General features: G+C 67.0%; 24 protein-coding genes. 15 read left to right on the top strand and 9 right to left on the bottom strand.

All coding sequences use genetic code 11. The features are described 5' to 3' along the window. Positions 1–23: 23 nt before the first annotated feature. The 3 genes from VA613_RS13895 to VA613_RS13885 form a co-directional block, all read right to left on the bottom strand. The gene (locus tag VA613_RS13895) at positions 24–3,068 is read right to left on the bottom strand and encodes an EAL domain-containing protein (RefSeq protein ID WP_324779615.1); all 3,045 of its coding nucleotides are present in this window, start codon (positions 3,066–3,068) and stop codon (positions 24–26) included. A 269-nt stretch (positions 3,069–3,337) separates the two neighbouring features. Then, the gene (locus VA613_RS13890) at positions 3,338–4,975 is read right to left on the bottom strand and encodes a SulP family inorganic anion transporter (RefSeq protein WP_324779614.1); all 1,638 of its coding nucleotides are present in this window, start codon (positions 4,973–4,975) and stop codon (positions 3,338–3,340) included. A gap of 8 nt (positions 4,976–4,983) precedes the next feature. Next, positions 4,984–5,517 carry an LbetaH domain-containing protein gene (locus VA613_RS13885; protein ID WP_324779613.1) on the bottom strand — a complete coding sequence of 178 codons (534 nt, stop codon included), beginning with the start codon at positions 5,515–5,517 and terminating at the stop codon, positions 4,984–4,986. A 181-nt stretch (positions 5,518–5,698) separates the two neighbouring features. On the opposite strand from VA613_RS13885, the gene VA613_RS13880 reads away from it, so the two are divergent. Continuing rightward, positions 5,699–6,970 (top strand): NAD(P)/FAD-dependent oxidoreductase, encoded by a 1,272-nt coding sequence (locus VA613_RS13880; protein ID WP_324779612.1) that lies wholly within the window; start codon positions 5,699–5,701, stop codon positions 6,968–6,970. A gap of 18 nt (positions 6,971–6,988) precedes the next feature. Here the strand turns inward: VA613_RS13880 and VA613_RS13875 are convergent, their stop codons facing one another. After that, positions 6,989–7,417, bottom strand: coding sequence for a hypothetical protein (locus VA613_RS13875; protein WP_324779611.1), 429 nt, complete (start codon positions 7,415–7,417; stop codon positions 6,989–6,991). Between the two features lie 113 nt (positions 7,418–7,530). On the opposite strand from VA613_RS13875, the gene VA613_RS13870 reads away from it, so the two are divergent. Then, a complete protein-coding gene (locus VA613_RS13870) occupies positions 7,531–7,899 on the top strand; it encodes a thioredoxin family protein (protein WP_324779610.1) in 369 nt (122 codons plus the stop codon). Continuing rightward, positions 7,892–8,329 carry a putative toxin-antitoxin system toxin component, PIN family gene (locus VA613_RS13865; protein WP_324779609.1) on the top strand — a complete coding sequence of 146 codons (438 nt, stop codon included), beginning with the start codon at positions 7,892–7,894 and terminating at the stop codon, positions 8,327–8,329. Before VA613_RS13870 ends, VA613_RS13865 begins: the two co-directional genes overlap by 8 nt. 11 nt (positions 8,330–8,340) lie before the next feature. Here VA613_RS13865 and nhaR read toward each other — a convergent pair whose 3' ends face one another. Continuing rightward, entirely contained in the window at positions 8,341–9,246 is a 906-nt protein-coding gene (gene nhaR / locus VA613_RS13860; protein WP_324779608.1) for a transcriptional activator NhaR, read from the bottom strand. 135 nt (positions 9,247–9,381) lie between these two features. Here nhaR and htpX point away from each other — a divergent pair, with 135 nt between their 5' ends. The 9 genes from htpX (at position 9,382) to VA613_RS13815 (ending at position 19,920) form a co-directional block, all read left to right on the top strand. Then, the gene (gene htpX, locus VA613_RS13855; RefSeq protein WP_324779607.1) at positions 9,382–10,257 is read left to right on the top strand and encodes a protease HtpX; all 876 of its coding nucleotides are present in this window, start codon (positions 9,382–9,384) and stop codon (positions 10,255–10,257) included. Between the two features lie 41 nt (positions 10,258–10,298). Further along, a complete protein-coding gene (locus VA613_RS13850) occupies positions 10,299–11,267 on the top strand; it encodes a TerC family protein (RefSeq protein ID WP_324779606.1) in 969 nt (322 codons plus the stop codon). A 51-nt stretch (positions 11,268–11,318) separates the two neighbouring features. Next, entirely contained in the window at positions 11,319–12,380 is a 1,062-nt protein-coding gene (locus VA613_RS13845; protein WP_324779605.1) for an AI-2E family transporter, read from the top strand. A gap of 33 nt (positions 12,381–12,413) precedes the next feature. Continuing rightward, positions 12,414–12,842: a phosphate-starvation-inducible protein PsiE gene (locus VA613_RS13840; RefSeq protein ID WP_324779604.1), complete on the top strand. Its 429-nt coding sequence runs from the start codon at positions 12,414–12,416 to the stop codon at positions 12,840–12,842. Positions 12,843–12,942: 100 nt separating this feature from the next. Further along, positions 12,943–14,190 carry an RsmB/NOP family class I SAM-dependent RNA methyltransferase gene (locus tag VA613_RS13835; RefSeq protein WP_324781257.1) on the top strand — a complete coding sequence of 416 codons (1,248 nt, stop codon included), beginning with the start codon at positions 12,943–12,945 and terminating at the stop codon, positions 14,188–14,190. 64 nt (positions 14,191–14,254) lie between these two features. Then, a complete protein-coding gene (locus tag VA613_RS13830; RefSeq protein ID WP_324779603.1) occupies positions 14,255–16,108 on the top strand; it encodes an AMP-dependent synthetase/ligase in 1,854 nt (617 codons plus the stop codon). 28 nt (positions 16,109–16,136) lie between these two features. Next, a complete protein-coding gene (locus tag VA613_RS13825; RefSeq protein ID WP_324779602.1) occupies positions 16,137–17,381 on the top strand; it encodes an OmpP1/FadL family transporter in 1,245 nt (414 codons plus the stop codon). 7 nt (positions 17,382–17,388) lie between these two features. Next, positions 17,389–18,684, top strand: a complete 1,296-nt coding sequence (locus VA613_RS13820; protein WP_324779601.1) for a mechanosensitive ion channel family protein — start codon at positions 17,389–17,391, stop codon at positions 18,682–18,684. A 63-nt stretch (positions 18,685–18,747) separates the two neighbouring features. Continuing rightward, positions 18,748–19,920, top strand: a complete 1,173-nt coding sequence (locus VA613_RS13815) for a DesA family fatty acid desaturase (RefSeq protein WP_324779600.1) — start codon at positions 18,748–18,750, stop codon at positions 19,918–19,920. A gap of 121 nt (positions 19,921–20,041) precedes the next feature. On the opposite strand, the gene rpmG is transcribed toward VA613_RS13815, so the two are convergent. The 3 genes from rpmG to radC all read right to left on the bottom strand — a co-directional run bounded on the left by rpmG (position 20,042) and on the right by radC (position 21,237). Continuing rightward, a complete protein-coding gene (gene rpmG / locus VA613_RS13810; protein WP_011313102.1) occupies positions 20,042–20,209 on the bottom strand; it encodes a 50S ribosomal protein L33 in 168 nt (55 codons plus the stop codon). A gap of 11 nt (positions 20,210–20,220) precedes the next feature. Further along, the gene (gene rpmB / locus VA613_RS13805) at positions 20,221–20,457 is read right to left on the bottom strand and encodes a 50S ribosomal protein L28 (RefSeq protein ID WP_324779599.1); all 237 of its coding nucleotides are present in this window, start codon (positions 20,455–20,457) and stop codon (positions 20,221–20,223) included. 105 nt (positions 20,458–20,562) lie between these two features. Continuing rightward, positions 20,563–21,237, bottom strand: coding sequence for a RadC family protein (gene radC, locus VA613_RS13800; RefSeq protein WP_324779598.1), 675 nt, complete (start codon positions 21,235–21,237; stop codon positions 20,563–20,565). Positions 21,238–21,277: 40 nt separating this feature from the next. Between radC and coaBC the strand changes: the two genes are divergently transcribed. From coaBC to VA613_RS13785, 3 genes are all read left to right on the top strand, one after another. After that, positions 21,278–22,474 carry a bifunctional phosphopantothenoylcysteine decarboxylase/phosphopantothenate--cysteine ligase CoaBC gene (gene coaBC / locus VA613_RS13795; protein ID WP_324779597.1) on the top strand — a complete coding sequence of 399 codons (1,197 nt, stop codon included), beginning with the start codon at positions 21,278–21,280 and terminating at the stop codon, positions 22,472–22,474. 22 nt (positions 22,475–22,496) lie between these two features. Further along, positions 22,497–22,937, top strand: a complete 441-nt coding sequence (gene dut, locus VA613_RS13790) for a dUTP diphosphatase (RefSeq protein ID WP_324779596.1) — start codon at positions 22,497–22,499, stop codon at positions 22,935–22,937. A 177-nt stretch (positions 22,938–23,114) separates the two neighbouring features. Further along, a complete protein-coding gene (locus VA613_RS13785; protein ID WP_324779595.1) occupies positions 23,115–24,554 on the top strand; it encodes a GGDEF domain-containing protein in 1,440 nt (479 codons plus the stop codon). Here VA613_RS13785 and lnt read toward each other — a convergent pair. After that, on the bottom strand, positions 24,538–26,079 hold the full coding sequence (lnt, locus tag VA613_RS13780) for an apolipoprotein N-acyltransferase (protein ID WP_324779594.1): 1,542 nt from the start codon (positions 26,077–26,079) through the stop codon (positions 24,538–24,540). The two genes, VA613_RS13785 and lnt, sit on opposite strands and share 17 nt — an antisense overlap. Positions 26,080–26,087: the final 8 nt, after the last annotated feature.

Here is a 26,087-nt window from a genome sequence, read left to right as displayed (position 1 = left end):
GTCGCCCACCCCAGGCCTTCCTCCTAGGCGGGCGATCGCGGCGGCGTCTTCAGCCGACCCAGCCAAATCCCGGACGGCTCGGGGCGCTGGAAGAAATATCCCTGGAAATACCTGCAGCCCTGGTCGACCAGGAACGCCAACTGCGCCTCGGTCTCCACGCCCTCGGCGACCACTTCGAAGCGCAGGTGGCGGGCCATGGAGAGGATGGTTTCCACCAGCGCGACGTCGTTGGGGTCGCGGGGCACGTCCTGGACGAAGCTCTTGTCGATCTTCAGTTCGTCGACGGGCATGCGCTTGAGATAGGCCAGGGACGAATATCCGGTGCCGAAATCGTCGATGGCGAAGCGGATTCCCAAATCCGACAGCGCCAGCATGCGCGATACCACGTCGGCGGTTTGCGTCACCAACAGGTTCTCCGTGATCTCCAGCGTGAGGGAGCGGGGGTCGGCGCCCGTCCTGACAAGCGCCTCCTCGACCCGCGAGACGAAATTCGCCTGGTGGAATTGGCGCGGGCTCACGTTTACCGCAAGGCGCAGGCTGTGGCCGCATGCCTGCAAGCGGGCGAGCAGGCGGCAGGTTTCGCCCAGCACCCAGTCGCCGATTGCGACGATGAGGCCGGTTTCCTCCGCCAGGGGGATGAAGGCAGCGGGTGAAACCAGGCCCCGCGTGGGGTGATGCCAGCGCACCAGCGCCTCCGCGCCGATGACGTCGCCGTCCGCGTTGACCTGGGATTGCAGGAAAAGCTCGAGCCTGTCCTGCTTGACCGCGTCGCGCAGATCCCGCTCCAGCGCATAGCGCTCGGTGATGTGGGCCTGCATGTCCTGCTCGAAGAACATCAGCGCGTTGCGGCCGCTGTCCTTGGCGCGGTACATGGCGATATCGGCCTCGCGGATCAGGTCGTCCGCGTTCTCGCCCTGCTTCGGGAACAGGGACACGCCGATGCTGGCCGTGGCGCGGTAATCCTGTCCGTCGATGCGCGCGGGCTGCTCGAGGGCGGCGCGGATCTTTTCCGCCACCGAGAGCGCGAGGGTGGCGGCCACCTCCTGGTCGGTGGACAACTCCGGCAGGAGGATGACGAACTCGTCGCCGCCGAAGCGGGCCACGGTGTCGCCTTCGCGCAGGTAATAGCGCAGGCGCTGGGCGACGTCGTTGAGCACCTTGTCGCCGATGGCATGTCCGTGCACGTCGTTGATGTGCTTGAACTGGTCGAGGTCCACGAACATCACGGCGCCGAAGCGCTTGCCGCGTCGGGACGCCGCCAGGACCTGGCCCAGGCGGTCGAGAAGCAGCGACCGGTTCGGCAGGCCCGTGAGTTGGTCATGGTAGGCGAGATGCTCGATCCGTCTCTCGGTGCGCGTACGCTCGGTGATGTCGGTCGTGGTGCCGAACATGCGGACCGGTTGACCGTGCGCGTCGAAGCTGACCTTGCCGAGCTGTTCGACGATCCGCTCGCCAGCCGCGCCGGCGACGCGATGCACGATGTGAAACGGATCCTTTTCCCCTGGTTTCAGGATGCGTTGCATTTCTGCCGTCACCGCCGCGATATCCTGCGGATGAACCGCTCTCATGAAATTCTCCGAGGTCGGTGCGACGCTGCCGGGCTCGTAGCCGAGCAGGCGGTATTCCTCGTCGGACCACACCGCCGCGCCGGTCGTGAGGTCGAGGCTCCAGTTGCCCAAGTGGGCCATGGCCTGCGCCTCCTTCAGGTGCTCCTCGCTTTCCCGCAGCGCCTGCTCGATCTTCTTGCGGGCGGTGATGTCGTGCGCGATGCCGAGCACGCCGGTGAGGCGTCCCTGGGCATCGAACATCGGCGTCTTGGTCGTCTCGAACAGGCCGTGGTAGCCGTCCGCCGAAAACGTCAGCCACTCCTCGTTCACGGTGGGCTTGCCGGCGACCGTCGCCGCACGATCATTGGCACGGAAGAAATCGGCTCGTTCGCGATCGACGAAGTCGTAATCGGTCTTGCCGACGATATCGGCTTCCGCCGCGCCGAAGAACGATTCGAAACTTGGGTTGCAGGCCAGATAAACGCCGTCCGGATCCTTGATCCAGACCAGATCCGGTATGGTGCGGATCAGGGACTGGATGAAGCTGTGCTGCCGGTTCAAAACCGCGTCGGCCTGCCGGAGTTGAACGAGGTCTTCTTCGAGTCGCGCGGTCTGGGCGCGAACCCGGCGGCGCAACATGGCATTGATCAACAGCACGACCACGATGATCGCCAGGATTCCGCCTGTCGCCCAACGCCACCAGACCGGCAACACCGTGGCCGGTGGCGGCACCATCCACCGTTCCAGCACCTTGTAGTAAGGCGAGCCCGGACTGTTCTGCCAGGCTGCCAGATCACGGTCTATCGCGGCCAGCAGATCGGCATTCGCGCCATGGGAAGCGGCAAAGAACAGCTGCGACGGCTGGAACATGATCGACGAGGACATCAGTCCGTAGCGCCGGGCATTGAACTCGCCGTAGTAGTGATTGACGGCCGCGGCGTCGGCCCTGCCCTGTTCCACGAGCACGAATCCCTCGTCGAACGACGCGACCGGAACCAGCGTGACATCGATGCCGAAGCCGGCGAACAAGGTGCGGAGGTAGCCCTGTTGAACGGAGCGATCGAGCACTGCAATGCGCTTGCCCTTGAAATCGAGCATCGACTGCGACCGATAGCCCAAGGGGACGTACAGGGCCGACCAGCTCTGCAGGACGGGTTCCGCATGGAAGTCGAACTGCCTTTCGCGCGCCTTCGTCCGGGCGACGTCTGGAAGAAGATCGATCCGCCCCACCTGCAGGGCCTCGAGGCAGGCCTCCCATTTGCACGGGACGGCGCGCAGCGTCCAACCTTCCCTGTGGGCGATCTCGGTCAGCAGGTTGCCGAAGATGCCGTCCGGCTGGTCATTCCGTCCGACGGTGATCTTGGGCGGATTCTCGTACACGCCGATGCGCACTTCGCGCGTCTCGGTGCCGGCGAGGGCAGAATACGGCCACGCCAGCAGCAACACCATCAGCCCCCGGGAACTGGCCAGCTTGAAGACAAAGCCGAACGGGCGCATGGAGGCACGCAAGTGCAGTCGCATCGTCTCCCTTGTGGGCTGTTTGAAAGCCGGCCTGACGCGGAACCGGGTCTGGCTAAGTGTAGCGCCATTTGCGCCGGTTCGCTCGAAGGGGGCAGGTCGGGTCCGTTCTGCGGCGCCGACGTCGCCGTCGACAAGAATGCGACGAGCCCGGCCCGACCCTGGGGATGGCATTTCCGGACGGGGCGATGATGCGGGGCCGGCGGTTGCCGGCCAGACACGTCAGGCGGGATGGGCGGCGTTCCGACCGCGGCGACGCGATCCGGTCCCGCTCAGGCGGCCGCGCCTTCGTCTGCGGCCTGCGCCAGCACGTCCACCAGGCTGATGCGGGCGTCGGCCTGGCCGAGCTGGTCGAGCAGCCCGAAATTGGCAAGCTTGTCATTGATGCGCGCATTCGCCTCGCACAGCCGCACTTTCACCCCCCGCTGCTGGAAATGGCGCGTCAGGTCGGCCAGCGCCTGCATGGCCGTGACGTCGGCCATCGGCACCTGCCCCAGACGCAGGATCAGCACCCGCGTGTGGTCGTGCAGGCCGGCGAGCGTGCGCTCGAAGGTCGCGGCGGCGCCGAAGAACAGCGGGCCGTCGATCGAGTAGACCTGCACCCCTTTCGGCAGGCCGACCGGGCACACCGCCGCCAGGCTGGTGTCGCTTTCTCCCTCGATCGTCACCGTCTCGCTCATGCGCTTCATGAACAGCAGCGCCGCGAGCAGCACGCCGACGTTCACGGCGATGACGAGGTCGGCGAACACGGTGAGCAGGAAGGTGATCAGCAGCAGCACCTTGTCGTTGACCGGCGCATGGCGCAGGAGGTCGACGAAATGGCGTGCCTCGCTCATGTTCCACGCCACCACGAACAGGATGGCCGCCAGCGCGGCAAGCGGAATATTGGCGGCCAGCGGCGCCAGTGCGACGAGGACGGCGACGAGCGTCAGTGCGTGCACGACGCCGGCGAGCGGGCTGTCGCCACCGTTGCGGATGCTGGTTGCGGTGCGTGCGATCGCGCCAGTGGCGGCGAAGCCGCCGAAAATCGGCGCGGCGATGTTCGCGATGCCGAGTCCGACCAGTTCCTGATTGGGGTTGTGGCGGGTGCCGGCCATGCCGTCCGCGACCACCGCGCACAGCAGCGACTCGATCGCACCCAGCATGGCAATGGTGATGGCCGGTCCGAGCAGTTCCAGCACGCGGGCGAAGCTGACCGACGGCAGGTGCGGCTCGGGCAGGCCGGGCGGAATGCCGCCGAACGCGCTGCCGATGGTGGCGACGCCGTCGAAATGAAAGTAGGCCTGCGCGACCGTGACCGCGACCATCGCGATCAGCGGGCTGGGGATGCGGCGGATCAGGCGCGGCATGATGACGACCAGCGCCAGCGCGCTCAGGGCGAGCAGGGTGGTGGCCAGGTGGAAGTCCGGCAGGGCCGCGACCAGTGCCGCGAGCTTTTCGTGGAAGTGGCGGCCGGAGGCGGCCGGATGCAGGCCGAAGAAATCCTTCCACTGCCCGACCCAGATGATGATCGCGATGCCGCTGGTGAAGCCGGTGATCACCGGCGTCGGGATGAAGCGGATGATGCCGCCGAGCTTGACCAGGCCCATCGCCAGCAGGATCAGGCCGGCCATGATGCTGGCGATCTGCAGGCCGTCGATGCCGTACTTCGCGGTGATGCCGGCGAGGATCGCGATGAAGGCGCCGGTCGGGCCACTGATCGATACGCGCGAGCTGCCGAGCAGTGCGGTCAGGAAGCCGGCGACGATGCCGGTGTAGATGCCCTGTTCGGGGCGCGCGCCGCTGGCGATCGCGAAGGCCATCGCCAGCGGCAGGGCCACCACGCCGACCACCAGGCCGGCGCCCAGGTTCCGCATCAGGTGCCGCCGGTGAAACAACCCGGCGCGCCAGGATTCCAGCGCCGCGATCATGCCGTTCGTCAGAACTCGTTGCGGATGCGCTTGTAGCCCTTGACGAGCTCGCTGTTCGCCTGCGCGACGCTTTCCGAGAAGCTGGCCGCGTCCGGCGATACGCGTTCGATCGTCGCGAGGTCGGCGTCGGAATGGATGTTCGCGGTCGACGGGATATAGAAGCCGGCAGGCACGGAGCAGCCCTCGACGACCGAGTTGTGGCGGATCACCGAACCCTCGCCGACGGTGCAGTTGAACAGCACGGAGTTGAAGCCGACGAATACGTTGTCATGCACGGTGCAGGGACCATGGACGATGGAGCGGTGGGCGATCGAGCTGCCACGTCCGATGGTGACGCCGCCGCCGGCCTTGCAGTGGATGACGACGCCGTCCTGGATGTTGGAGTTGGCGCCGATGACGATGGCCTCCATGTCGCCGTGCTCGTCGAGCTCATCGGCGCGGATCACGGCGTAGGGCCCGATGAACACATTCTCCTCGACGACGATCTTGCCGCACAGGATGGCGGTCGGGTCGACGAAGGCGGTCTCATGCACGACAGGCACGTGTCCGGAAGGGTTCTTGCGAATCATGGAACGTCTCGATCAAAAGCGGTGAACGGGGCAAACCCCATGGATGATACCACTCCCCCTCGCGCCGCCGGGCCGGTCGCGGGGTGGCGGGTTGCGCTTTCGCGGGCCCGGTTTATACATAAAAAACTGGGACTTATCTCATGGAGGGCGAACCATGGCTCACATCGTCATTATGGGGGCAGGCATCGGCGGCATGCCGATGGCGTTCGAGATGCGGGAGAGCGCGCGACCGGAAGACCGCATCACGGTCATCTCGAATACGCCGAATTTCCACTTCGTGCCGTCCAATCCCTGGGTCGCGGTCAAGTGGCGGACGCGCCAGGACATCGAACTTCCCATCGAGCCCATTCTCAGGAGGAAGAACATCGATTTCATCGCGGTCGGCGCGAAGCGCGTGCACCCCGCCGAGAACCGCGTCGAACTCGACGACGGCCGCAGCGTCGAGTACGACTACCTGATCATCGCGACCGGACCGAAGCTGGCCTTCGACGAGGTCGAGGGACTGGGCCCGGGCGGGCACACGCAGTCGGTCTGCCACGTCGACCACGCGGTGACGTCGAGCGACGCCTGGGAGGCCTTCGTCAAGGATCCGGGACCCATCGTCGTCGGGGCCGTGCAGGGCGCCTCCTGCTACGGGCCGGCCTACGAGTTCGCGATGATCATGGAGACCGACCTGCGGCGCCGCAAGCTGCGCGACAAGGTGCCGATGACCTTCGTCACGGCGGAACCCTACATCGGCCACCTCGGGCTGGGCGGCGTCGGCGACTCCAAGGGCATGATCGAGTCGGCCTTCCGCGACCGGCACATCAAGTGGATCTGCAATGCCAAGGTCAGCAGGATCGAGGCCGGCAAGATGTTCGTCACCGAGGTGAACGAGGACGGCAGCGAGAAAAAGCAGCACGAACTGCCGTTCAAGTATTCGATGATGCTGCCCGCCTTCAAGGGCGTGGACGCGGTGATCGGCATCGAGGGCCTGACCAATCCGCGTGGCTTCGTCGTGATCGACCCCTACCAGCGCAACCCCACGTTCAGGAACGTCTTCTCAGTCGGGGTATGCGTCGCCATTCCACCGGTCGAGGCAACGCCGGTGCCCACCGGCACGCCGAAGACGGGCTACATGATCGAGTCGATGGTGACGGCGACCGCGCACAACATCCGCGCGCTGCTCGACGGCAAGGAACCTGCCGAGAAGGCGACCTGGAACGCGGTCTGCCTGGCCGACTTCGGCGATACCGGCATCGCCTTCGTCGCGCTGCCGCAGATTCCGCCGCGCAACGTCAACTGGTTCTCCGAGGGCAAGTGGGTGCACCTCGCCAAGATCGCGTTCGAGAAATACTTCCTGCGCAAGATCAAGAAGGGCAACGTCGGGCCCTTCTACGAGAATCTCACGCTGCGCGCACTCGGCATCTCCAAGCTCAAGGAATGACGTCGCGCCCGCCTGGGGTCAGCCCGCGGTGTCGTCGGGCGGCGCCTTCGCCCCGGCATGGAGCGTGAGCACGGTGGCGGGCGTGTCCGGTTTCTGGCGCCCGGCAAGCAGCAGCAGCGCCTGGTGGAATTCAGCCGGCAGGCGCTTCATGGTCTCCGCCGCCTGGGGCAGGTAGTGCACCACCTCGAATGGCACGCGTTCGTCGAGCGACGCCCGCGCCTGCGGGCGGAAATGCTGCCAGGCCAGTTCGACCCACGCGCGATTCTGGCTGTCGACGAAAATGAACTCCTCCGCATCCAGCACGGCCATGTACTGCATGCTGCGGATCGGCACGAACAGGCAGGTGCCCGCGCGCGCCAGCAGCGTGTGCGCGAGGTTGTAGGTCGCGGCCGGGAGGAAGTCCGGCAGCCGGGCAATCTCCTGCTCGCGATAGAAGCGTTCTTCCATGGGCGTTACGGTAGCGCCATTCGCACGTCGGGTTAAGCAGTTTCTATAGCGGACGGAAAAGGCCTGCCATTGAGGCAAAATAGGCGGCCGTTCGTTTTATTGCCGCAATCGTCATGACCGACCTTCAGGCCCATGCGCCGGGCCCCATCTTCGATACCCACCTGGAGCACTTCGACCGCGACGTCATCGAGGCGTCCCACGCCCTGCCCGTCCTGGTCGACTTCTGGGCCGACTGGTGCCCGCCCTGCCGCGCGCTGAGCCCCGTGCTCGACCGCGTCATCGCCCACTATGACGGCAGGATCCGCCTCGCCAAGGTCGAGGTCGACGAGGGCGCCAACATGAAGCTCGCCGGCCGCTATGGCCTGCGGGGATTTCCCACCGTGCTGCTGTTCGTCAAGGGCGAGATCGTCGGGCGCTTCGCGAGCGCGAAGCCGGAGCACTGGGTGCGCGAATTCATCGCCGAGCATACGGATATTGAATAGGGGCGACCCCGCTGCCCTCTGGGTGCTCGACACCAACGTGGTGCTCGACCTGCTGGTGTTCGACGATCCGCAAGCGCGGCCATTGCGCGAGGCGCTGGCGACGGGACGGGTGCGCTGCGCGGTGTCGGAGGCGACCCTGGAAGAGTGGCGGCGCGTGCTGGCCTATCCCGAGTTTGCCCTCGACGCGCTGCGGCAGGCTGAATTGTTCGCCTCCTATGAACGCCTCGCCGTTCCGCTCGCCCGGCTCGCGCCGCCGACCGCGCTGCCGCGCTGCAGCGACCCCGACGACCAGAAATTCCTCGAATTGGCCGCCGCCGGCGCATCCGCACTGGTCAGCAAGGACCGCGCCCTGCTCAGGCTGCGCCGCCGCTGCGCCGCCTGGTTCCGCCTCGTGACGCCGGCCGAGGCGGCGCGCCTGCTGGCGGCCTGACGCCTCTCGGCTCAGTCGGCGTCCTGCGGCTGCAGGCTCAGGCGGGCGGCCTCGCTCACGGCGACGACGGCCGGATGGCTCAGGCGGCGCTCGACCGAGATGGCGAAGAAGCGCTCGCGAATCTCCAGCGTGCGCCCGACTTCCACGACGTCATATTGCCGCCTCACCGCCTTCGCGGTCGTGAGCGGGACCGGGAATACCCCGGCGCCCGCCTGGCCGAAGGCGCTCATCAGGGCGCTGTCGTCGAACTCGCCGACGATGGTCGGTTGCACGCCCTTGCGCTCCAGCCAGCGCAGCAGCGGCACCCGCAGCGCGCTGTCTTCCCCTGGGATGAGGAGCGGCGCGCCGGCAAGACTGGCCGGAAAGTCCGCGTGCATCGAGGCTGCCACGGTGCGCGCCGCCAGGAAGGCGATGCCGCATTCGCCGAGCGGGTGGCTGTAGCCCTTGATATCCATGTTGGAGGGGAGCGGCCGGTCCGCCAGCACCATGTCGAGCCGGTGAATCGAGAGCTCCGCCGCGAGCTGCGCCAGGCGGTCCTCCCGGCAGACGAGCTTGACGGGCTCGGCCAGGGTAAGCGCCGGCGCCAGCAGCTGGTAGGCGATGGTCTTCGGCACCACGTCGGCGATGCCGACGCGGAACGGATGCGCACGGGCCGTGGGGCCGGTCTGCAGCGCCTCTTCGAGTTCGGCGCCGATGCCGAAGATTTCGTCGGCGTACGTCAGCGCCGTGCGGCCCGCGTCGGTCAGTTCGAGTCGCCGCCCGCTGCGGCGGAACAGCGCCACGCCCAGGCGTGCCTCGAACCCGCTGATCTGGCCGGACAGCGTCTGCGGCGTCAGATGGAGCTTTTCGGCGGCGCGCGCCAGGCTGCCGGCCTTCGCGACGGTGCGGAAGTAGTGGAGGTGCTTGTAGTTGAGCATGCGCGTTCTATTTCGAGATTAACGAATGATAACAACTTAAATTTCGAATTTTATTGTGATTTATCCGGCTATATAGTGTCGTATGTCCGTGCATGGGGCCATTCCGCCCGTGATCCGGTTATTGAGGAGAATTCGATGAAGCGTATCGTGCTGTTCCTTGCCACCAACCTGGCGATCGTGCTGGTGCTGTCGCTCACCATGCGTATCCTGGGCGTCGAGCCCTACCTGACCGCGCAGGGCTTGAATCTCGGCTCGCTGCTGATCTTCGCGGCCGTGATGGGATTCGGCGGCTCGTTCATTTCGCTGGCGATCTCGAAGTGGTCGGCGAAGATGTCGATGGGCGTACGGGTGATCGAGACGCCTTCCAACTCGACCGAGTTCTGGCTGGTCGAGACCATCCGCAAGTATTCGCAGCAGGCGGGCATCAGGATGCCGGAAGTCGGCATCTACGACTCGCCCGAGGTGAACGCCTTCGCCACCGGCATGAGCAAGAACAGCTCGCTGGTCGCCGTGTCGTCCGGCCTGCTGCAGCAGATGACGCGCCAGGAGGCGGAGGCCGTGCTGGGCCACGAGATCGCGCACGCCGCCAACGGCGACATGGTGACGCTGGCGCTGATCCAGGGCGTGGTGAACACCTTCGTGATGTTCCTCTCGCGCGTCATCGGCAACACGGTCGACCGTGTGGTATTCAAGAACGAGGAAGGCCATGGGCCGGCGTTCTTCGTCACCATGATCGTCGCCGAACTGGTGCTCGGCATCCTTGCCTCGATCATCGTCATGTGGTTTTCGCGCCAGCGCGAATTCCGTGCCGACCGCGGCGGCGCAAGCCTTGCCGGACGCGGCGCCATGATCGCCGCGCTGGAGCGCCTCGCGAGCCTGCATCCGCAGCCGCTACCGGACAAGATGGCCGCGTTCGGCATCGCCGGCGGCGGCAACGGGGGGCTCAAGCGCCTGTTCATGACGCACCCGCCACTCGAAGCGCGCATTGCCGCGCTGCGCGCGGCGCAGTGAAGCGCAGCGCCGGTTCTGAATCAGCCTGAAGCGAACGCGACATGAATGCTGCGATCAATATCGGCGAACCCTGGATGTGGGCGGCCTTCGTCGGCTTCGTGCTGGTCATGCTCGCCGTCGACCTCTTCCTGGTCGGCGGCAACAAGGCGCACAAGGTCGGCTTCAAGGAAGCGGCGAGCTGGTCCGTCGTCTGGTTCGCACTCGCCATGCTGTTCAATCTCGGCCTATGGTGGTACCTGAAGGGCGCGTACGGCAGCGAGCTCGCCGATGCCAAGGCGATGGAGTTCCTGACCGGCTACCTGATCGAGAAATCGCTCGCAGTCGACAACATCTTCGTGTTCCTGATGATCTTCGGCTTCTTCGCCGTGCCTGCCGAATACCAGCGGCGGGTCCTGATTTACGGCGTGATCGGCGCGATCGTGATGCGCGCGATCATGATCGTGGCCGGCGCCTGGCTGGTGAAGGAGTTCCACTGGATCCTCTATCTCTTCGGCGCCTTTCTTGTTGTCACGGGCGTGAAGATGCTGATGTTCGCCGAGGCCGAGCCGGACCTGGCGAAGAACCCGCTGCTCAACTGGATCAAGCGCCACATGCGGCTGACGCCGGACTACCGCGGCGAGAAATTCTGGGTCGTCGAGAACGGCATGCGCGTGTTCACGCCGCTGTTCCTCGTGCTGGTCATGATCGAGCTGTCCGACCTGATCTTCGCGGTCGACTCGATCCCGGCGATCTTCGCCATCACCACCGATCCCTTCATCGTGTTCACCTCGAACATCTTCGCCATCCTCGGCCTGCGCGCGATGTACTTCATGCTCGCCGGCATGGCCGACCGCTTCCATCTGCTGAAATACGGCCTGGCGATGGTGCTGGTGTTCGTCGGCACCAAGATGCTCATCGTCGATTTCTACAAGATCCCGGTGGGCTTGTCGCTCGGCATCGTCGGCCTCATCATCGCCACCTTCATGTTCGCCAGCCTGTGGGTGACGCGGAAGCGGGCCGCACGAACCTAGTGCGCCGCGCCGCGTTTGCCGCCAGGCGCTGAATCCTGACGGAGACCGTTCATGCCGACCCAGCTCGATTCTCCCCTGGCGCGCCGCGTCGTGGCGCTGGCGTTTCTCGTCTCGATCTTCGGGCTGACCGCGTGGGTCCTGTCGCCCTTTCTGGCGGCGCTGGCGTGGTCCGGCATCCTGGCTTACGTCACCTGGCCGTCGTATCGGCGCGTGTGCCGGGCCTTGCCGCGGCGCGAGAATCTGGCGGCACTCCTGATGACGCTGGGCGTCACGGCGACACTGCTGCTGCCGCTGGTGTGGGTGCTGCTCACGGTGGCGGCGGATCTTGCCGGCGCTTCGGCGACGCTGCGGCAGATCGCGGCGAGTGGCCTGCCAGCGCTGCCCGCGGGCGTGCACGCGTGGCCGGGCGGCGCATGGATCGCCGCGCAATACGAGCGCGTGCAGGCCGATCCCGCCTGGGTGCGCGCGCAGATGTCGGCGCTCGGGCTCACGGACATCGCCAGCCTGAAGGTCGTGGTCGGCGGCGTCGGCCGCAACGTTGCGAAGTTCGCCCTCGCGGTCTTCGCGCTGTTCTTCCTCTATCGCAACGGCACCTCCGTGCTGGGCCAGGTCCGCGGCGTCGCGACACGCTGGCTGGGCGAGGCGGCGCGCGGCTACCTCCATGCGGTGGGCGTGACGGTGCGCGCGGTCGTGTTCGGCATCGTGCTCACCGCGCTGGCGCAGGGCCTGCTTGCCGGCCTCGGCTACTGGGTGGCGGGGATCGAGGCGCCGGCCTTGTGGGGCGTGATCACGGCGCTGGTGTCGCTGATCCCGTTCGTCGGGCCGGTGGTCTGGATCGGGCTGTCGTTGTCGCTGCTGGCGCACGGCGAGAGCGTCGCCGCACTCGGGTTGTTCCTCTGGGGGGCGCTGGTGGTGAGCTGGGTCGACAACCTGATCCGCCCGCTGGTCATCAGCGGGCCGACGCGCATCCCCTTCCTGCTGGTGTTTCTTGGGGTGCTCGGCGGGCTGCACGCGTTCGGCCTGATCGGGCTCTTTCTGGGGCCGGTACTGCTCGCGGTCTCGGTCGCCATCTGGCGCGAATGGCTCGGGCACGCCCGTCCGGACGCCGCTTGAGGTATCCTTGCGGGCGACGCGACCACCACATCCATGATTCCCGCGAAAGACCGACCATTTCCGCGCCTTGCACTGAGCGTGCTTGGGCTGCTCGAGGGCCTCGGCCTCGTCGTCATCACGCTCGCCACGCTGGCCGCGGGCGTGTTCGAGGTGAAGACGATGCTGACGGCCGGCACGGTGACGCTCGCCGATCTGCTGCAGATGTTCCTCTATCTGGAGGTGCTCGCGATGGTGGCGATGTACTTCCGTTCGGGACAGCTGCCGGTGCGTTTTCCGATCTACATCGCGATCGTGGCGCTGGCGCGCTACCTGGTGCTCGACGTGAAGAGCCTCGACGTCTGGCGCATGCTGGGCGTGACGACGTCGGTGCTGCTGCTGACGCTCGCGGTGCTGATCATCCGGTACGGCCATACCCGCTTCCCCTACGACGACGGCCGGCAGGATGGGGATGCCCAGCGCTGAGTCGGAGGCGGTGCCCGGCGGGGCGACGTTGCGCGTCACTCCCGCATGAATCCCGCCGGCAGACGTCCGGCGCCCGCCAACCCGCTTGCTGCGTTTTCCGATGGAACTGACCGCCCCGCTCCTGCAACTCGCCACCCAGGCACTCGACCTGGTGCTTGACTTCAAGCGCCCGGCGGACGCCGTGTTGTCCGCCTTCTTCCGCGAGCACAAGAAACTCGGGGCGCGCGACCGCGCCTTCGTCGCGGAGGCCGTGTTCGGGGTGCTGCGGCGGTACCGCTACCTGTCGGTGGTGGTGCCGGCGGCCAATCCGCGCACCTTGGTCATCGCCTGGCTGATCAAGGCGCGCGGCATGAGCGGCGCGGCGCTGGAACAGTTCGCCAAGGCGGAGCTCATCGATCACATCCGCAGTGCCCGGACCGACGACCTGCCCCTGCCGGTGGCCGCCGAGTTGCCGGATTGGGTCGTGGACAAGCTGCGGCCCGCGATGAGCGACGCCGACATCCTGGCACTCGGCCGCGCGCTGCAGCAGCCGGCGCCGCTCGATATCCGGGTGAACGCGCACAAGGCCGACCGGGACGCGGTGCTGGCACGCCTGCAGGGCGAGGGCTACGCGGTCGAGGCGACGCCGTATTCGCCGTGGGGCATCCGCTTCAAGGAGCATCCCGCGATCAATCGCCATCCGCTGTTCCTCGACGGCAGCATCGAGGTGCAGGACGAAGGCAGCCAGTTGCTCGCCCTGCTGCTGGGCGCGCGGCGCGGCGAGATGGTGTGCGACTTCTGCGCCGGCGCGGGCGGCAAGACGCTCGGCATCGGCGCGATGATGGCGTCGACCGGTCGCCTGTATGCATTCGACGTCGCGGAAAAGCGGCTTGCCAACCTGAAGCCGCGGCTCGCGCGCTCGGGCCTGTCGAACGTGATGCCGCAGCTGATCGCCTCCGAAACGGATACGCGCGTCAAGCGGCTCGCCGGCAAGCTCGACCGCGTGCTGGTCGATGCGCCGTGCTCGGGCCTGGGGACGCTGCGCCGCAACCCCGACCTGAAATTCCGCCAGTCGCCTGAAAGCGTCGCCGAGCTGACGCGCAAGCAGGCGTCCATCCTGCGTGCCGCCGCCCGGCTGCTCAAGCCCGGTGGCCGCCTTGTGTACGCCACCTGCAGCCTGCTGCCCGAGGAGAACGAGGCCATCGTCGAGGCGCTGCTGGCCGAAGGCGGCTTCACCCTGCTGCCGGCGAATGAGCTGCTGGCCCAGCACAAGATCTCCCTCGACACCGGCCCCATGCTCAGGCTCTCGCCCGCGGTGCACGGAACGGACGGATTCTTCGCGGCCGTACTGGTCAAGAACGGCGCTTGACCCACCGGCGCGCGCGGTTGACTATGCGGCGATTCACCTCCATGGATTGCACGATCGAGCTGACATGACGGCGGCGACGTTCCGGCAACCGGAAGAAGGCGGCGGGCGTGCCGCCCCCTTCCATCCCGACACGCTCGGCACGCTGTGCGGCCTGTTCCGCGCGCGCGTCGCCGCCACGCCGGAGCAGGTCGCATACCGCCAGTTCGACGAAGCCCGTGATACCTGGACAAGCTTCACCTGGGGACAGGTGGCCGCCGAGGTTGCGCGCTGGCAGGCGGCGCTGGTCAAGGAGGGCCTGGTGCCGGGCGACCGCGTGGCGGTGATGCTGAAGAACAGCGTCGAGTGGGTCGTCTTCGACCAGGCCGCGCTGGCGCTCGGCCTCGTCACCGTGCCCCTCTACCTCGACGACCGGCCCGACAGCGCGGCCTACATCCTCGACCATTCGGGCGCCAAGCTGCTGCTGGTCGAGGGGCGCTTCCAGCACAAGAAGCTGGCGCAGATCGCCGCGGCGGCAAAGACCCTGCAGCACATCGTCAGCCTGACCGCGCCCGAGAACGGCCTCGTCAACTGGAGCACACGCTTCGTGGTGGCGGCCGACTGGCTCGCCGACGCGGCCGGAACGGCCATTCCCGACCTCCATCTCACCCCCGACGTGCTGGCGAGCATCGTGTATACGTCCGGCACGACGGGGCGCCCAAAGGGCGTGATGCTGACGCACGAGAACCTGCTGTGGAACGCCTTCTACGCCTCCCAGTGCGCGGATTTCGCGTCGCACGAGGTGTTCCTGTCCTTCCTGCCGATGTCGCACACGCTGGAGCGCACGGGAGGCTACTACCTGCCGATGCTGATCGGCGCCGAGGTCGTCTACGCACGCTCGATTGCCCAGCTGGCGCAGGATCTGCAGGCGATCCGCCCGACCGTCCTGATCTCGGTGCCGCGCATTTACGAACGCGTCTACAGCCGCATCCAGGACAGCCTGGAGAAGAAGGGGGCACTCGCCCGACTGCTGTTCGGGCTGGCGGTGCGGGTGGGCTGGCGGCGCTTCGAGCGCAGCCAGGGGCGGGCCGCCTGGTCGTCAGGGTTGCTGTTGTGGCCGCTGCTCGACAGGCGCGTGGCGCGCAGCGTCACCGAAAGACTGGGCGGACGGCTGCGGCTGGCGATCTCGGGCGGCGCTGCGCTCTCGCCCGAGATCGCGCGCACGTTCATTGGGCTCGGCGTGCCGATCATCCAGGGCTACGGCCTGACTGAGACCAGCCCCGTCGTCTGCGTCAACCGGCCCGAGTCCAACGTTCCTTCCAGCATCGGCACGCCGCTGCCGGGCGTGGAGGTGAAGATCGGCGAGAACGACGAGCTCCTCACGCGCAGCCGCTGCGTGATGCGGGGCTACTGGCGGGACGACGCGGCCACCCGCACGATGATCGACGGCGAGGGCTGGCTGCACAGCGGCGATCAGGCGTCGGTCGACGCCTGGGGCCACTATCACATCACCGGGCGCCTCAAGGACATCATCGTCCTGAACAACGGCGAGAAGGTCCCGCCGGTCGACATGGAATCCGCGATCCTTCTCGATCCGCTGTTCGAGCAGGCGATGATCGTCGGCGAGGGACGCCCCTACCTGGCCGCGCTGGTCGTCCTGAACGCGCCCCACTGGCAGGAATTGGCCGCCGGCCTCAACGTCGCGGCGGACGATCCCGCCACGCTGCGCAATCCGCGCGTGATGAAGGTACTGACCCACCGGGTGGCGCATCATCTGAAGCACTTTCCGGGCTATGCTCAGGTTCGCCGCCTGCACGCCGGACTCGAGCCGTGGACGGTCGACGACGGCCTGCTGACGCCGACCCTCAAGATCAAACGCAGGCAGGTGCTCGACCGCCATCGCGCGGCGGTCGAGGCGATGTACGCCGATTTCGCGCGCTGACGATTCCAGAATGCAAGGGAGATTCACGATGATGTTCCGTATCAACCGGGTTGCCGCGGGCCTCACGCTCGCCGGCTGTGCCCACGCCGCGCTGGGTGCGGGGTTCGCGCTGATCGAGCAGAACGCCAGCGGCCTCGGCAACGCCTATGCCGGCGGTGCCGCCGTCGCGGAAGACGCCAGCACGATCTACTTCAACCCGGCCGGGATGAGCCGGCTGCCAGACCGTCAGGTCGTGCTGGTGGGCCATTTGATCAAGCCGACGATGCATTTTTCAGGGAGCGCCGTGGCATCCGTTCCCGCGCCTGGGACATCTGTCGCGGGCGGCCAGGGCGGCGACGCCGGCGACTGGACGTTCATCCCGAACGTCTACTATGCGTTTCGCCTGACGCCGCAGGTGCATCTGGGGATCGCCGTCAACACGCCCTTCGGCCTCAAGACCGAATACGACTCGACCTGGATCGGCAGGACGCAGGCGATCCAGTCCGATCTCAAGACCATCAACGTCAATCCGTCCGTCGCGTATGAGGCCAGCGATACCCTGTCGTTCGGCGCGGGGCTCAGCGTCCAGTACATCGAGGCGACGCTGACCAACCAGGTGCATCCCCTGGTCGATGCGTCGCGGATCGAGATCAAGGGCAACGACTACGGCTGGGGATTCAACCTGGGGGCGCTGTGGCAGGTCACGCCGGCGACGCGCATCGGCCTCGCCTACCGCTCGCGGGTCGACTACACGCTGGAGGGGGACGCCACGGTGAGCAGCTTCCCGGCGGTTCCCGGCGGCCCCGTCACCGCCGGCATCACGATGCCGGATACGGCGTCGCTCAGCATCTTCCACAAGCTTTCGCCCAAATGGGACCTGCTGGCCGACGCAACGTGGACCGGCTGGAGCGCGTTCGACCAGCTGCGCATCATGCGCACCAATGGCGCGCAGCTGAGCAACACGGTCGAGAATTGGCGCGACATCATGCGCTATTCCCTCGGCGTGACGTGGCACATGAACGAGGAGCTGAGCCTGCGCGGCGGCGTCGCCTACGACGAGGCGCCGGTGTCGGATGCCCACCGCACCCCGCGCATTCCGGACGGCGCACGCACCTGGCTGGCGGTTGGCGGCCAGGTCCGTGTGAGCGGGCAAAGCGCGGTCGATTTCGGCTATGCGCACCTGTTCGTCGCGGATGTGGGGCTGAACAGCGTCGACAGCTTTGGTACCCGATTGACCGGCCAGTACGACAGCCACGTCGACATCCTGAGCGTCCAGTACACCCACAGCTTCTGAGACCGTCGTGGCCGATCCCGTTCCCTTCGACAACCTGCTGACCCGCCTGGTCGAGGACAGCCGCAACGTCGACCTGGTGTGGCAGGTGGGCATCCTGGCCGTGGGGGTGCTCGTCGCGTGGGGGGCGGTGCGCCTGCTCGTGCCGGTGATCGAGAAGACGGGCGGTGTCTGGCGCGCCGGGGTCCGCCGGGTGGCGTTTCCGCTGGCGATGCTGCTCGTGCTGCTGCTCGGGCGCGAACTGGCTCGTCACTGGCTGGACCACACGCACCTTCTCAATCTTGCGATTCCCCTCGTGCTGGCCCTGGCCGGGGTCCGCCTCGCGGTCTACGCGCTGCGCTATGCGCTGAAGCCGCGCGAATCCCTCAGGCTTTGGGAGCGCACGGCGGCCTGGCTGATCTGGGGGGCGTTCGCCCTGCACGTCACCGGCCTGTTGCCGCACATCCATGCGGCGATGGAGGCGTTGTCGTTCCAGTCGGGCAGCCATCGCTTCTCGCTCTGGCTGCTGTTCCAGGCGGCGGCGGTGATCGTCGTCGCGCTCGTCGTCGCGCTGTCGCTGGCACGCTTCGTCGAGAGCCGCCTGATGGGCATCACGCAGATGAATCTGTCGCTGCGCATGGCGCTCGCCAAGGCCGTGCGTACGGTCCTGCTGATCCTGGCGGTGCTGGTGGCGCTGCCGGCGGTCGGCATCGACCTGACCGTGCTGTCGGTGTTCGGCGGCGCGCTCGGCGTGGGGATCGGCTTCGGTCTGCAGAAGGTCGCGAGCAACTACATTTCCGGCTTCATCATCCTGCTCGACCGCTCGGTGCGCATCGGCGACCTGGTGACCGTCGACAACAAGTACGGCCAGGTCAGCGAGATCAATACGCGCTATACGTTGCTGAAGGCGCTCGACGGAACCGAGACCATCGTGCCCAATGAGACGCTCATCACGCAGACCGTCGTGAACCATTCGCTGTCCAAGCCCAACGTGCGCATCGCCCTGCCGGTTCAGGTGTCCTACGATACGGATCTGGAACGCGCCGAAGCGCTGATGCTGGAGGCGGCGCACGACCAGCAGCGCGTGATCTACGACGACCCGGACAACCTTCCGAGGGTGTATCTGAAGGAATTTGCCGATAATGGGGTCATGCTGGAACTGGCCGTGTGGATACGCGATCCGAGCGAGGGGCAGAACAACCTGCGCTCCGACATCAACTGGGCGATCTGGCGTCGCTTCAAGGCCGCCGGAATCGAGATGCCCTTCCCTCAGCGGGTGCTTCATTTTGCATCACCCGGGTCGCCTTTGGTAGCAAATAACCCTTGATTTTTATGGGGTTTTCCTGTATGTTTCGAGACTTGATTGTCCTTTTTTAGGAACCCGAAGACCATGCAATTAGGCTTGTTGGATTTACCCTGGTGGGGTTACGTGGCGGTCGCTCTCGGCCTGACCCATGTCACCATCGCCGCCGTCACCATCTTTCTGCATCGCTCCCAGGCCCACCGCGCAGTCGACCTGGGTCCCGTCGTCAGCCATTTCTTCCGCTTCTGGCTGTGGCTCACCACCGGCATGGTCACCAAGGAGTGGGTCTCGATTCACCGCAAGCATCACGCGAAATGCGAAACCGAAGAGGATCCGCACAGCCCGCAGACCAAGGGTATCAAGACCGTGTTCTGGCAGGGCGCCGAACTCTATCGTGCCGAAGCGAAGAATCGCGAAACCCTCGAGAAGTACGGCCATGGCACGCCCGACGACTGGCTGGAGCGTAACGTCTACACCCGCCATTCGGCGAAGGGCATCGTGCTGATGCTGGCGATCAATCTCGCCCTGTTCGGCCCGCTCGGCCTCACCATCTGGGCTGTGCAGATGGCGTGGATCCCCGTCACCGCCGCCGGCATCATCAACGGCATCGGCCACTACTGGGGGTACCGCAACTTCGCCAGCGAGGACGCCAGCACCAACATCGTTCCGTGGGGCATCCTGATCGGCGGCGAAGAACTGCACAACAATCACCATGCCTACGGCAGCTCCGCGCGCCTGTCCAACAAGTGGTACGAGTTCGACATCGGCTGGCTCTACATCAAGCTGATGTCGTACGTCGGGCTGGCAAGCATCCGCAAGGTGGCGCCCACGGTGAAGTGGCAGCCGGCCAAGCCGTTGTGCGACCTGGATACGCTGCAGGCGATCATCACCCACCGCTACGACGTGATGACGCGCTTCGTCCGCAGCGTGCGCGCCGACAGCGTCGCCGAGATCGCGAAGCTGAAGGCCAATGCCCACCTGCCGCAGAACTGGAACTTCGACAGCTTCCGCCGCTGGCTGCACAAGGAGCCTGCCGAGCTCGGCGCGGCCGACAAGGCCGCGCTCGACGGGCTTCTGGTCAAGAGCGAGCGGTTGCAGACCGTCTATCGCATGCGCCAGGAACTGGCGGCCATCTGGGGTCGCTCCACCGCTACCCGCGAGCAGCTGCTCGAACAGCTGCAGGGCTGGTGCAAGCGTGCCGAGGAAAGCGGCATCCAGTCGCTGAGGGATTTCTCGGTGCGCCTGCGCCGCTACGCGTAAGGCAGGCGGCGGCCCTGGCCGCCGCGTTCCGTGTCCATTCCGAAGAGTCTCCGCCGCTCGGTGGAGACGGACCAAAAGAAAAACCCGCCATCGGCGGGTTTTTCTTTTGGTCCACGCTGAATTACTTCAGCTTGGTTTCCTTGTACATCACATGCTTGCGAGCCTTGGGATCGAATTTGCTGATCTCCATCTTCTCCGGCATGGTCTTCTTGTTCTTGGTGGTGGTGTAGAAGTGGCCGGTGCCCGCAGTGGACTCCAGCTTGATCTTTTCGCGTCCGCCTTTAGCCATGATCTAACTCCTTAAACGGCTTCGCCGCGAGCACGCAGGTCGGCCAGCACGGCATCGATGCCGTTCTTGTCGATGGTGCGGAGCGCCGCATTGGACAAACGCAGACGAACCCAGCGGTTCTCGCTCTCGACCCAGAACCGGCGATATTGCAGGTTGGGCAGGAAACGACGCTTGGTCTTGTTGTTGGCGTGGGAAACGTTGTTCCCGACCATGGGCTTCTTGCCCGTTACGATGCATACGCGAGCCATGATGCTGCTCCAGAGTGAGGGTTAACCGGTGGGGTTAACGATAGGGGTTAACCCGAGAACCGCGATTTATACCACAGGCTTCGAGTCCGAGGCAAGTTCGGGCGGTCAGAGGTGGCCGGCCTCCATGAACGACAGCGACGTGGCGCCGGCGACGATGAAATGGTCGAGCACGCGGATGTCGACCAGCGCCAGCGCTTCCCGCAACTGGCGGGTCAGCACGCGGTCGGCCTGGCTGGGCTCGGCGACGCCGCTTGGGTGGTTGTGTGCGAGGATCAGCGCGGCGGCGTTGTGGGCGAGCGCGCGCTTGACGATCTCGCGCGGGTAGACGCTGGTCTGCGTGAGGGTGCCGCGGAACAGCTCCTCGACCGCGATCACCCGGTTCTGGGCGTCGAGGAAGACGCAGCAGAACACCTCGTACTCCTTGTGGCGCAGCGCCAGCCTCAGATAGTCGCGCACGGCGCCCGGCGAGCTCAGGGCATCGCCTGCCTGCATCGCCTCGGCAAGCGTCCTGCGCGCCATTTCCATCACCGCTTGCAGCAGCGCGTACTTCGCCTCGCCGACCCCGGGCGCCGCGCACGCCGACTTGCGGTCGGCGCGGCACAGCCCGCCCAGGCCGCCGAAGCGGTCGAGCAGATCGCGGCCGAGGTCGACTGCGCTCTTGCCCGGCACGCCGGTGCGCAGGAAGACGGCAACAAGCTCCGCATCGGTCAGCGCGGCGGCGCCCTGCTTGAGCAGTTTTTCGCGCGGACGCGCGTCCTCCGGCCAGTCGCGGATCGCCATCGTTTGTTCTCCTCCCTTAGAATGGCCATTTTCACGGAAAGTGCGCAGGGAATCGAGCGTGTCGCTGGCAGGCAGGAAGATCATTCTGGGGGTGACGGGCGGGATCGCGGCCTACAAGGCGGCGGAACTGTGTCGCCTGCTGGTCAAGGCCGGGGCCGACGTGCGCGTGGTCATGACCGCCGCGGCGCAGCAGTTCGTCGCGCCGCTGACCTTCCAGGCGCTGTCCGGCAAGCCGGTGCTGACGTCGCTGTGGGACACCGCCAGCGGCGACGGCATGGAACACATCCATCTCTCGCGCGACGCCGACCTTCTGCTGGTGGCGCCGGCGTCCGCCGATTTCCTCGCGAAGCTCGCGCAGGGACGTGCCGACGATCTGCTGACGACGCTGTGCCTGGCGCGCACCTGCGCGCTTGCGGTGGCGCCGGCGATGAATCCGGAGATGTGGGCGGCGGCGGCGACGCAGCGCAATCTCGAGCAGTCGCGCGCCGACGGCGTGCGGATTCTTGGGCCCGCTGAAGGCGAGATGGCCTGCGGCGAGACCGGGCTCGGCCGCATGCTGGAGCCCGCCGATCTCCTGGCGGCCGCGTCCGGCCTCGTCGGGACGGGGCCGTTGGCGGGCAGGCGCGTGCTGGTCACGGCCGGTCCGACCTTCGAGGCGATCGATCCGGTTCGCGGCCTGACCAACCGCAGCTCGGGCAAGATGGGCTATGCCATCGCCCGGGCCGCCGCCGAGGCGGGCGCCGACGTGCTTCTCGTCTCGGGGCCGACCTGCCTCGCCACGCCGGCCGGGGTGCGCCGGATCGACGTCGAAAGCGCGGCCGAGATGCGCGAGGCCGTATTGGGCGCGCTGCCGGCCGACGTGCTCGTCGCGGTCGCGGCGGTCGCCGATTACCGCGTGGACGCGGCCGCGGCCCAGAAGATCAAGAAAGGTGACGGCGGCCTCACGCTCAAGCTCGTCGCCAACCCCGATATCCTCGCCGAGGTCGCCGCGCGTCCCGACGCGCCCTTCTGCGTGGGCTTCGCCGCTGAAACCGAGCGCCTGGCCGAACATGCGGAAGCCAAGCGGTTGAAGAAAAGATTGCCGCTTCTGGTCGGCAACCTCGCGCAGGACACGCTGGGCCAGGACAGCGCCGAACTGGTGCTGTTCGACGACCGCGGCACGCATCCGCTCCCGCGGGCCGACAAGCTGACCCAGGCGCGCGCCCTCATCGCCCACCTTTCCCACCACCTCCACTGACGAGATTCCGACAAAAATGAAGATGGATGTGAAGATTCTCGACGCCCGGCTGCACGACCAGCTGCCGCAGTATGCGACGCCGGGCGCCGCGGGGCTCGACCTCCGGGCCTGCATCGATGGTCCAATCGTACTGGCGCCGGGCGAGACGCAGCTGATTCCGACCGGCATGGCGATCCACCTCGCCGATCCCGGCTACGCGGCGCTGATCCTGCCGCGCTCGGGGCTCGGCCACAAGCACGGCATCGTGCTCGGCAACCTGGTGGGGCTGATCGACTCGGACTATCAGGGTCAGCTGATGGTCTCGGCCTGGAACCGCGGCCAGCAGGCCTTCGAACTGGCGCCGATGGAGCGCCTGGCGCAGCTGGTCGTCGTGCCGGTGGTGCAGGCCGAGTTCAACATCGTCGAGGCATTCGGGGCGAGCGCGCGCGGGGAGGGCGGCTTCGGCAGCACGGGCCGGCAGTAGTGTCGGCGTTCTTTACAGTGACATGAGGCGGGCGTCGGGTCGGCCAGGCGGTCGGCTGCGCGCCATTCGGGGCACAAAACTTGCTCCGTTCACGCCATGCCGGCAGGTCGCCCGAAACGGGTCGCCTGTCATTGCGGAGAACCATAACAAGGGGTTGGAGAGCCGACTGGCGCAGTCATGCACCATACGTCGATAACGCGACTTGGCCTGATCCTGGCTGCAGTCCTGGTGCTGCTGGCCGGGCTCGTCACGTCCGCGATCTATCTGACGCGGCCCCAGGGATCGCCGGTGGCCGAGGACATGGGCAAGCCGGTGATGGCGACGCAGATCGAGTTCCTCGCCGACGCCATGAAGCGCAGCGCCGCCCGGATTGCCGCCCACCCGCAGACGCTGGCGTGCTTCGCCAGCGGCTCGCCCGAGGTGTGCCAGGCGCAGGCGGCCAACCTGCAGGCGCTGAACCAGGATGCGACCATCCTGTTCGTGACCGACGGGCAGCGCCAGTTGCTGCCCGGCTTCCTCCCGGGCGATACGCGCCAGCTGCTGGCCAACGCGGGCCACGGGGCGACTGCGACGGCCACGTTCAATCTTTCCCTGTCGCATCCCGTGACCGGCGCCGACGGCAAGCGGCTCGGCTTCGTCATCGTCGAGCAGAGCGTGCCGCAGCTGCAGGTGCTGTTCGATACCCTGCCGCTGCCGGATGCGGCGGCCTATGCGGAACTCCAGCAGAGCCAGGGCGGCGACCAGCCGGCGGTGCTGATGCGCCGCGGCAACCAGGCGATCAAGCGCAACGCCCGCCCCACGCTGATCGCGCTCGCAGGCACGCCGTGGCAGATCGCGGTGTGGCGGCCGGTCACGCCGGTCGCCGAAAACGTGGCGCCCTACATTCTGGGCTGGCTGGTCGCCAGCCTGCTGATCGCGGTGCTGGTCATGGGCATCGTTCTGGCCGTGCGCAACCGCGTCACCGACAACCTGCGCACGCTGGTGAAGTTCACCAACGATCTGCGGCAACAGCGCCTGCGCGCGGACTACGCGGTCAGCCTTGCGGAATTCCAGGCGCCGCTCGAAACGATGCTGAAGCTGGGCAAGGTGATGCTCGGGCGGCAGAAGGAGGTCTCGTCGCAGGCGCGGCTGGATCACCTGTCGCAGGTGAACAACCGGCGCGCCTTCGACGAGAAGCAGAAGGAACTGTTCGCCACCCTGAAAGACGGCTGGTCGCACAGCCTGCTGATCCTCGACATCGACAATTTCAAGCAGGTCAACGACACCTTCGGCCACGAGGCGGGCGACCAGCTCATCATCAAGTTCGGCAACGTCCTCAAATCCTGCCTGCGCAACAGCGATTTCATCGCCCGCCTGGGCGGTGACGAGTTCTGCGTGCTGTTTCCCTACACGCCGCTCGACCGCGCGCAGGAACTCGCCGAACGCCTGCGCGCCAAGATGCCCGAGAGCGTCGAACTCATCCCGGGCGTGACGCAGCGGCTGTCGTGGAGCGGCGGCCTGTCCGAATACAGCCGCGACGACCGCGAGGAAAACGAGGCGCTGGCGCGTGCCGACGCCGCGCTGCTCGAAGCCAAGCGCGGCGGCCGCAACGCCACGCGCGTCAGGGCCGCCGCCTGAGCGTGGCTGGTGCCGCTTTAGCGGCGGTACGGCCGCGGCCTGCCCCTCGCGGGTAGAGCGTGGCCGTCAGCAGGCCGACGCCGAGGAGACCCCAGAACGCCAATACCGGCGCATTGCCCCAGCGCACGTACGGGGTGCTGCCGGCGTAGCCCTGGACCCTGCCGCCGAGGCTGCCGGCGGTGAAGAGCGGCAGGCTCGCGACGATCCGGCCGCGCGTGTCGATGATCGCCGTGAGCCCGGTATTGGTCGCGCGCAGCATCATGCGCCCGGTCTCCAGCGCCCGCATCTGCGACATCTGCGCATGCTGCCAGGGCGCGAGCGAATCGCCGAACCAGGCCAGGTTGCTGACGTTCGCCAGCACGCTCGCCTCCGGCAACTGGCGGATGATTTCCTCGCCGAACGCATCCTCGTAGCAGATGTCGGCGGCGACGCGCTGGCCGCCGATCGCGAGCGGACGCTGGTCCGCTGCACCGCGCGCGAAATCCGAGAGCGGGATGTGCAGCACCTCGATGATCCAGCCCCACGCCGCCTTCAGCGGGATGTATTCGCCGAACGGCACGAGATGGACCTTGCTGTAGCGCTGGCTGGGGGCGCGGCCGAAACTGACGACGCTGTTGTAGTAGGCGCCATCCAGCGAACCGGTCGGCAGCCCGGTCAGGATGTCGCCGCCGTTGCGCCGGCCGAGCGCGTCGAGGCCCTCCCGGTAGGCCTCGGGCAGGTCCGACTCGAACAGCGGCAGCGCCGTTTCCGGCAGCACGATGAGGCGGGCCGGCGAAGCCGCGGCCATGCGCGCGTAGCGCATGAGCGTCTCGCGGGTCTTTTCGGGCCGCCATTTCATGTCCTGCGGAATATTGCCCTGCAGCAGCGCGACCGAGGTCGGCGCGCCCTCCGGGACGGTCCAGCGGATGCCCGCCAGGGCCTGCCCGCCCACGGCGAGTGCCACGGCCGCCGCCGCCGCCCAGAGGCGGGGGGGCAGGGAGGCACGCGCCGTTGCAGCCCACGCGAGCAGCGCCGCGATCACGGCCAGCAGGTAGGACACGCCGTATACGCCGACCAGCGGCGCATACCCGGCGAGCGGGCCGCCCGGCACCTGCGCATAGCCCATGGCGAGCCACGGGAAGCCGGTGAAGATCCAGCCGCGCGTCCATTCGCCGACTCCCCAGGCCAGCGGCATCAGAAGCAGCAGGCGCGACGCGGGCGAACCCGGCCAGCGTGCCTGGACCGCGCCCACCGCAGCCGGAAACAGCGCGAGGAATCCGCAGAACAGGAAGGTGGCGAGGCCTGCGAGCCACGCCGGCATGCCGCCGTAGACCGACAGGCTGACGTACACCCAACTCACGCCCGCGAGAAAGAAGCCGAGTCCCCACGCCAGCCCGGTGAGGAAGCCTGCGCGCATCGAGCTCGTGCGCGCCAGCTGCGCGAACAGCACGGCGAGGCCCAGCACCGGGAGCGGCCACAGCCCGAAGGGCGCGAAGCCGGCGACGGACGCCGCACCGGCGACGACGCTGGCCAGCAGGGAGCGCATCGACACGC

The organism is Thiobacillus sp. SCUT-2 (genome assembly GCF_035621355.1).
In the GTDB taxonomy this organism is placed as follows: Bacteria; Pseudomonadota; Gammaproteobacteria; order Burkholderiales; family Thiobacillaceae; genus Thiobacillus; species Thiobacillus sedimenti.
Note: the sequence above shows the minus strand (reverse complement) of the source record. Positions and strands in the feature narration are given on the sequence as shown.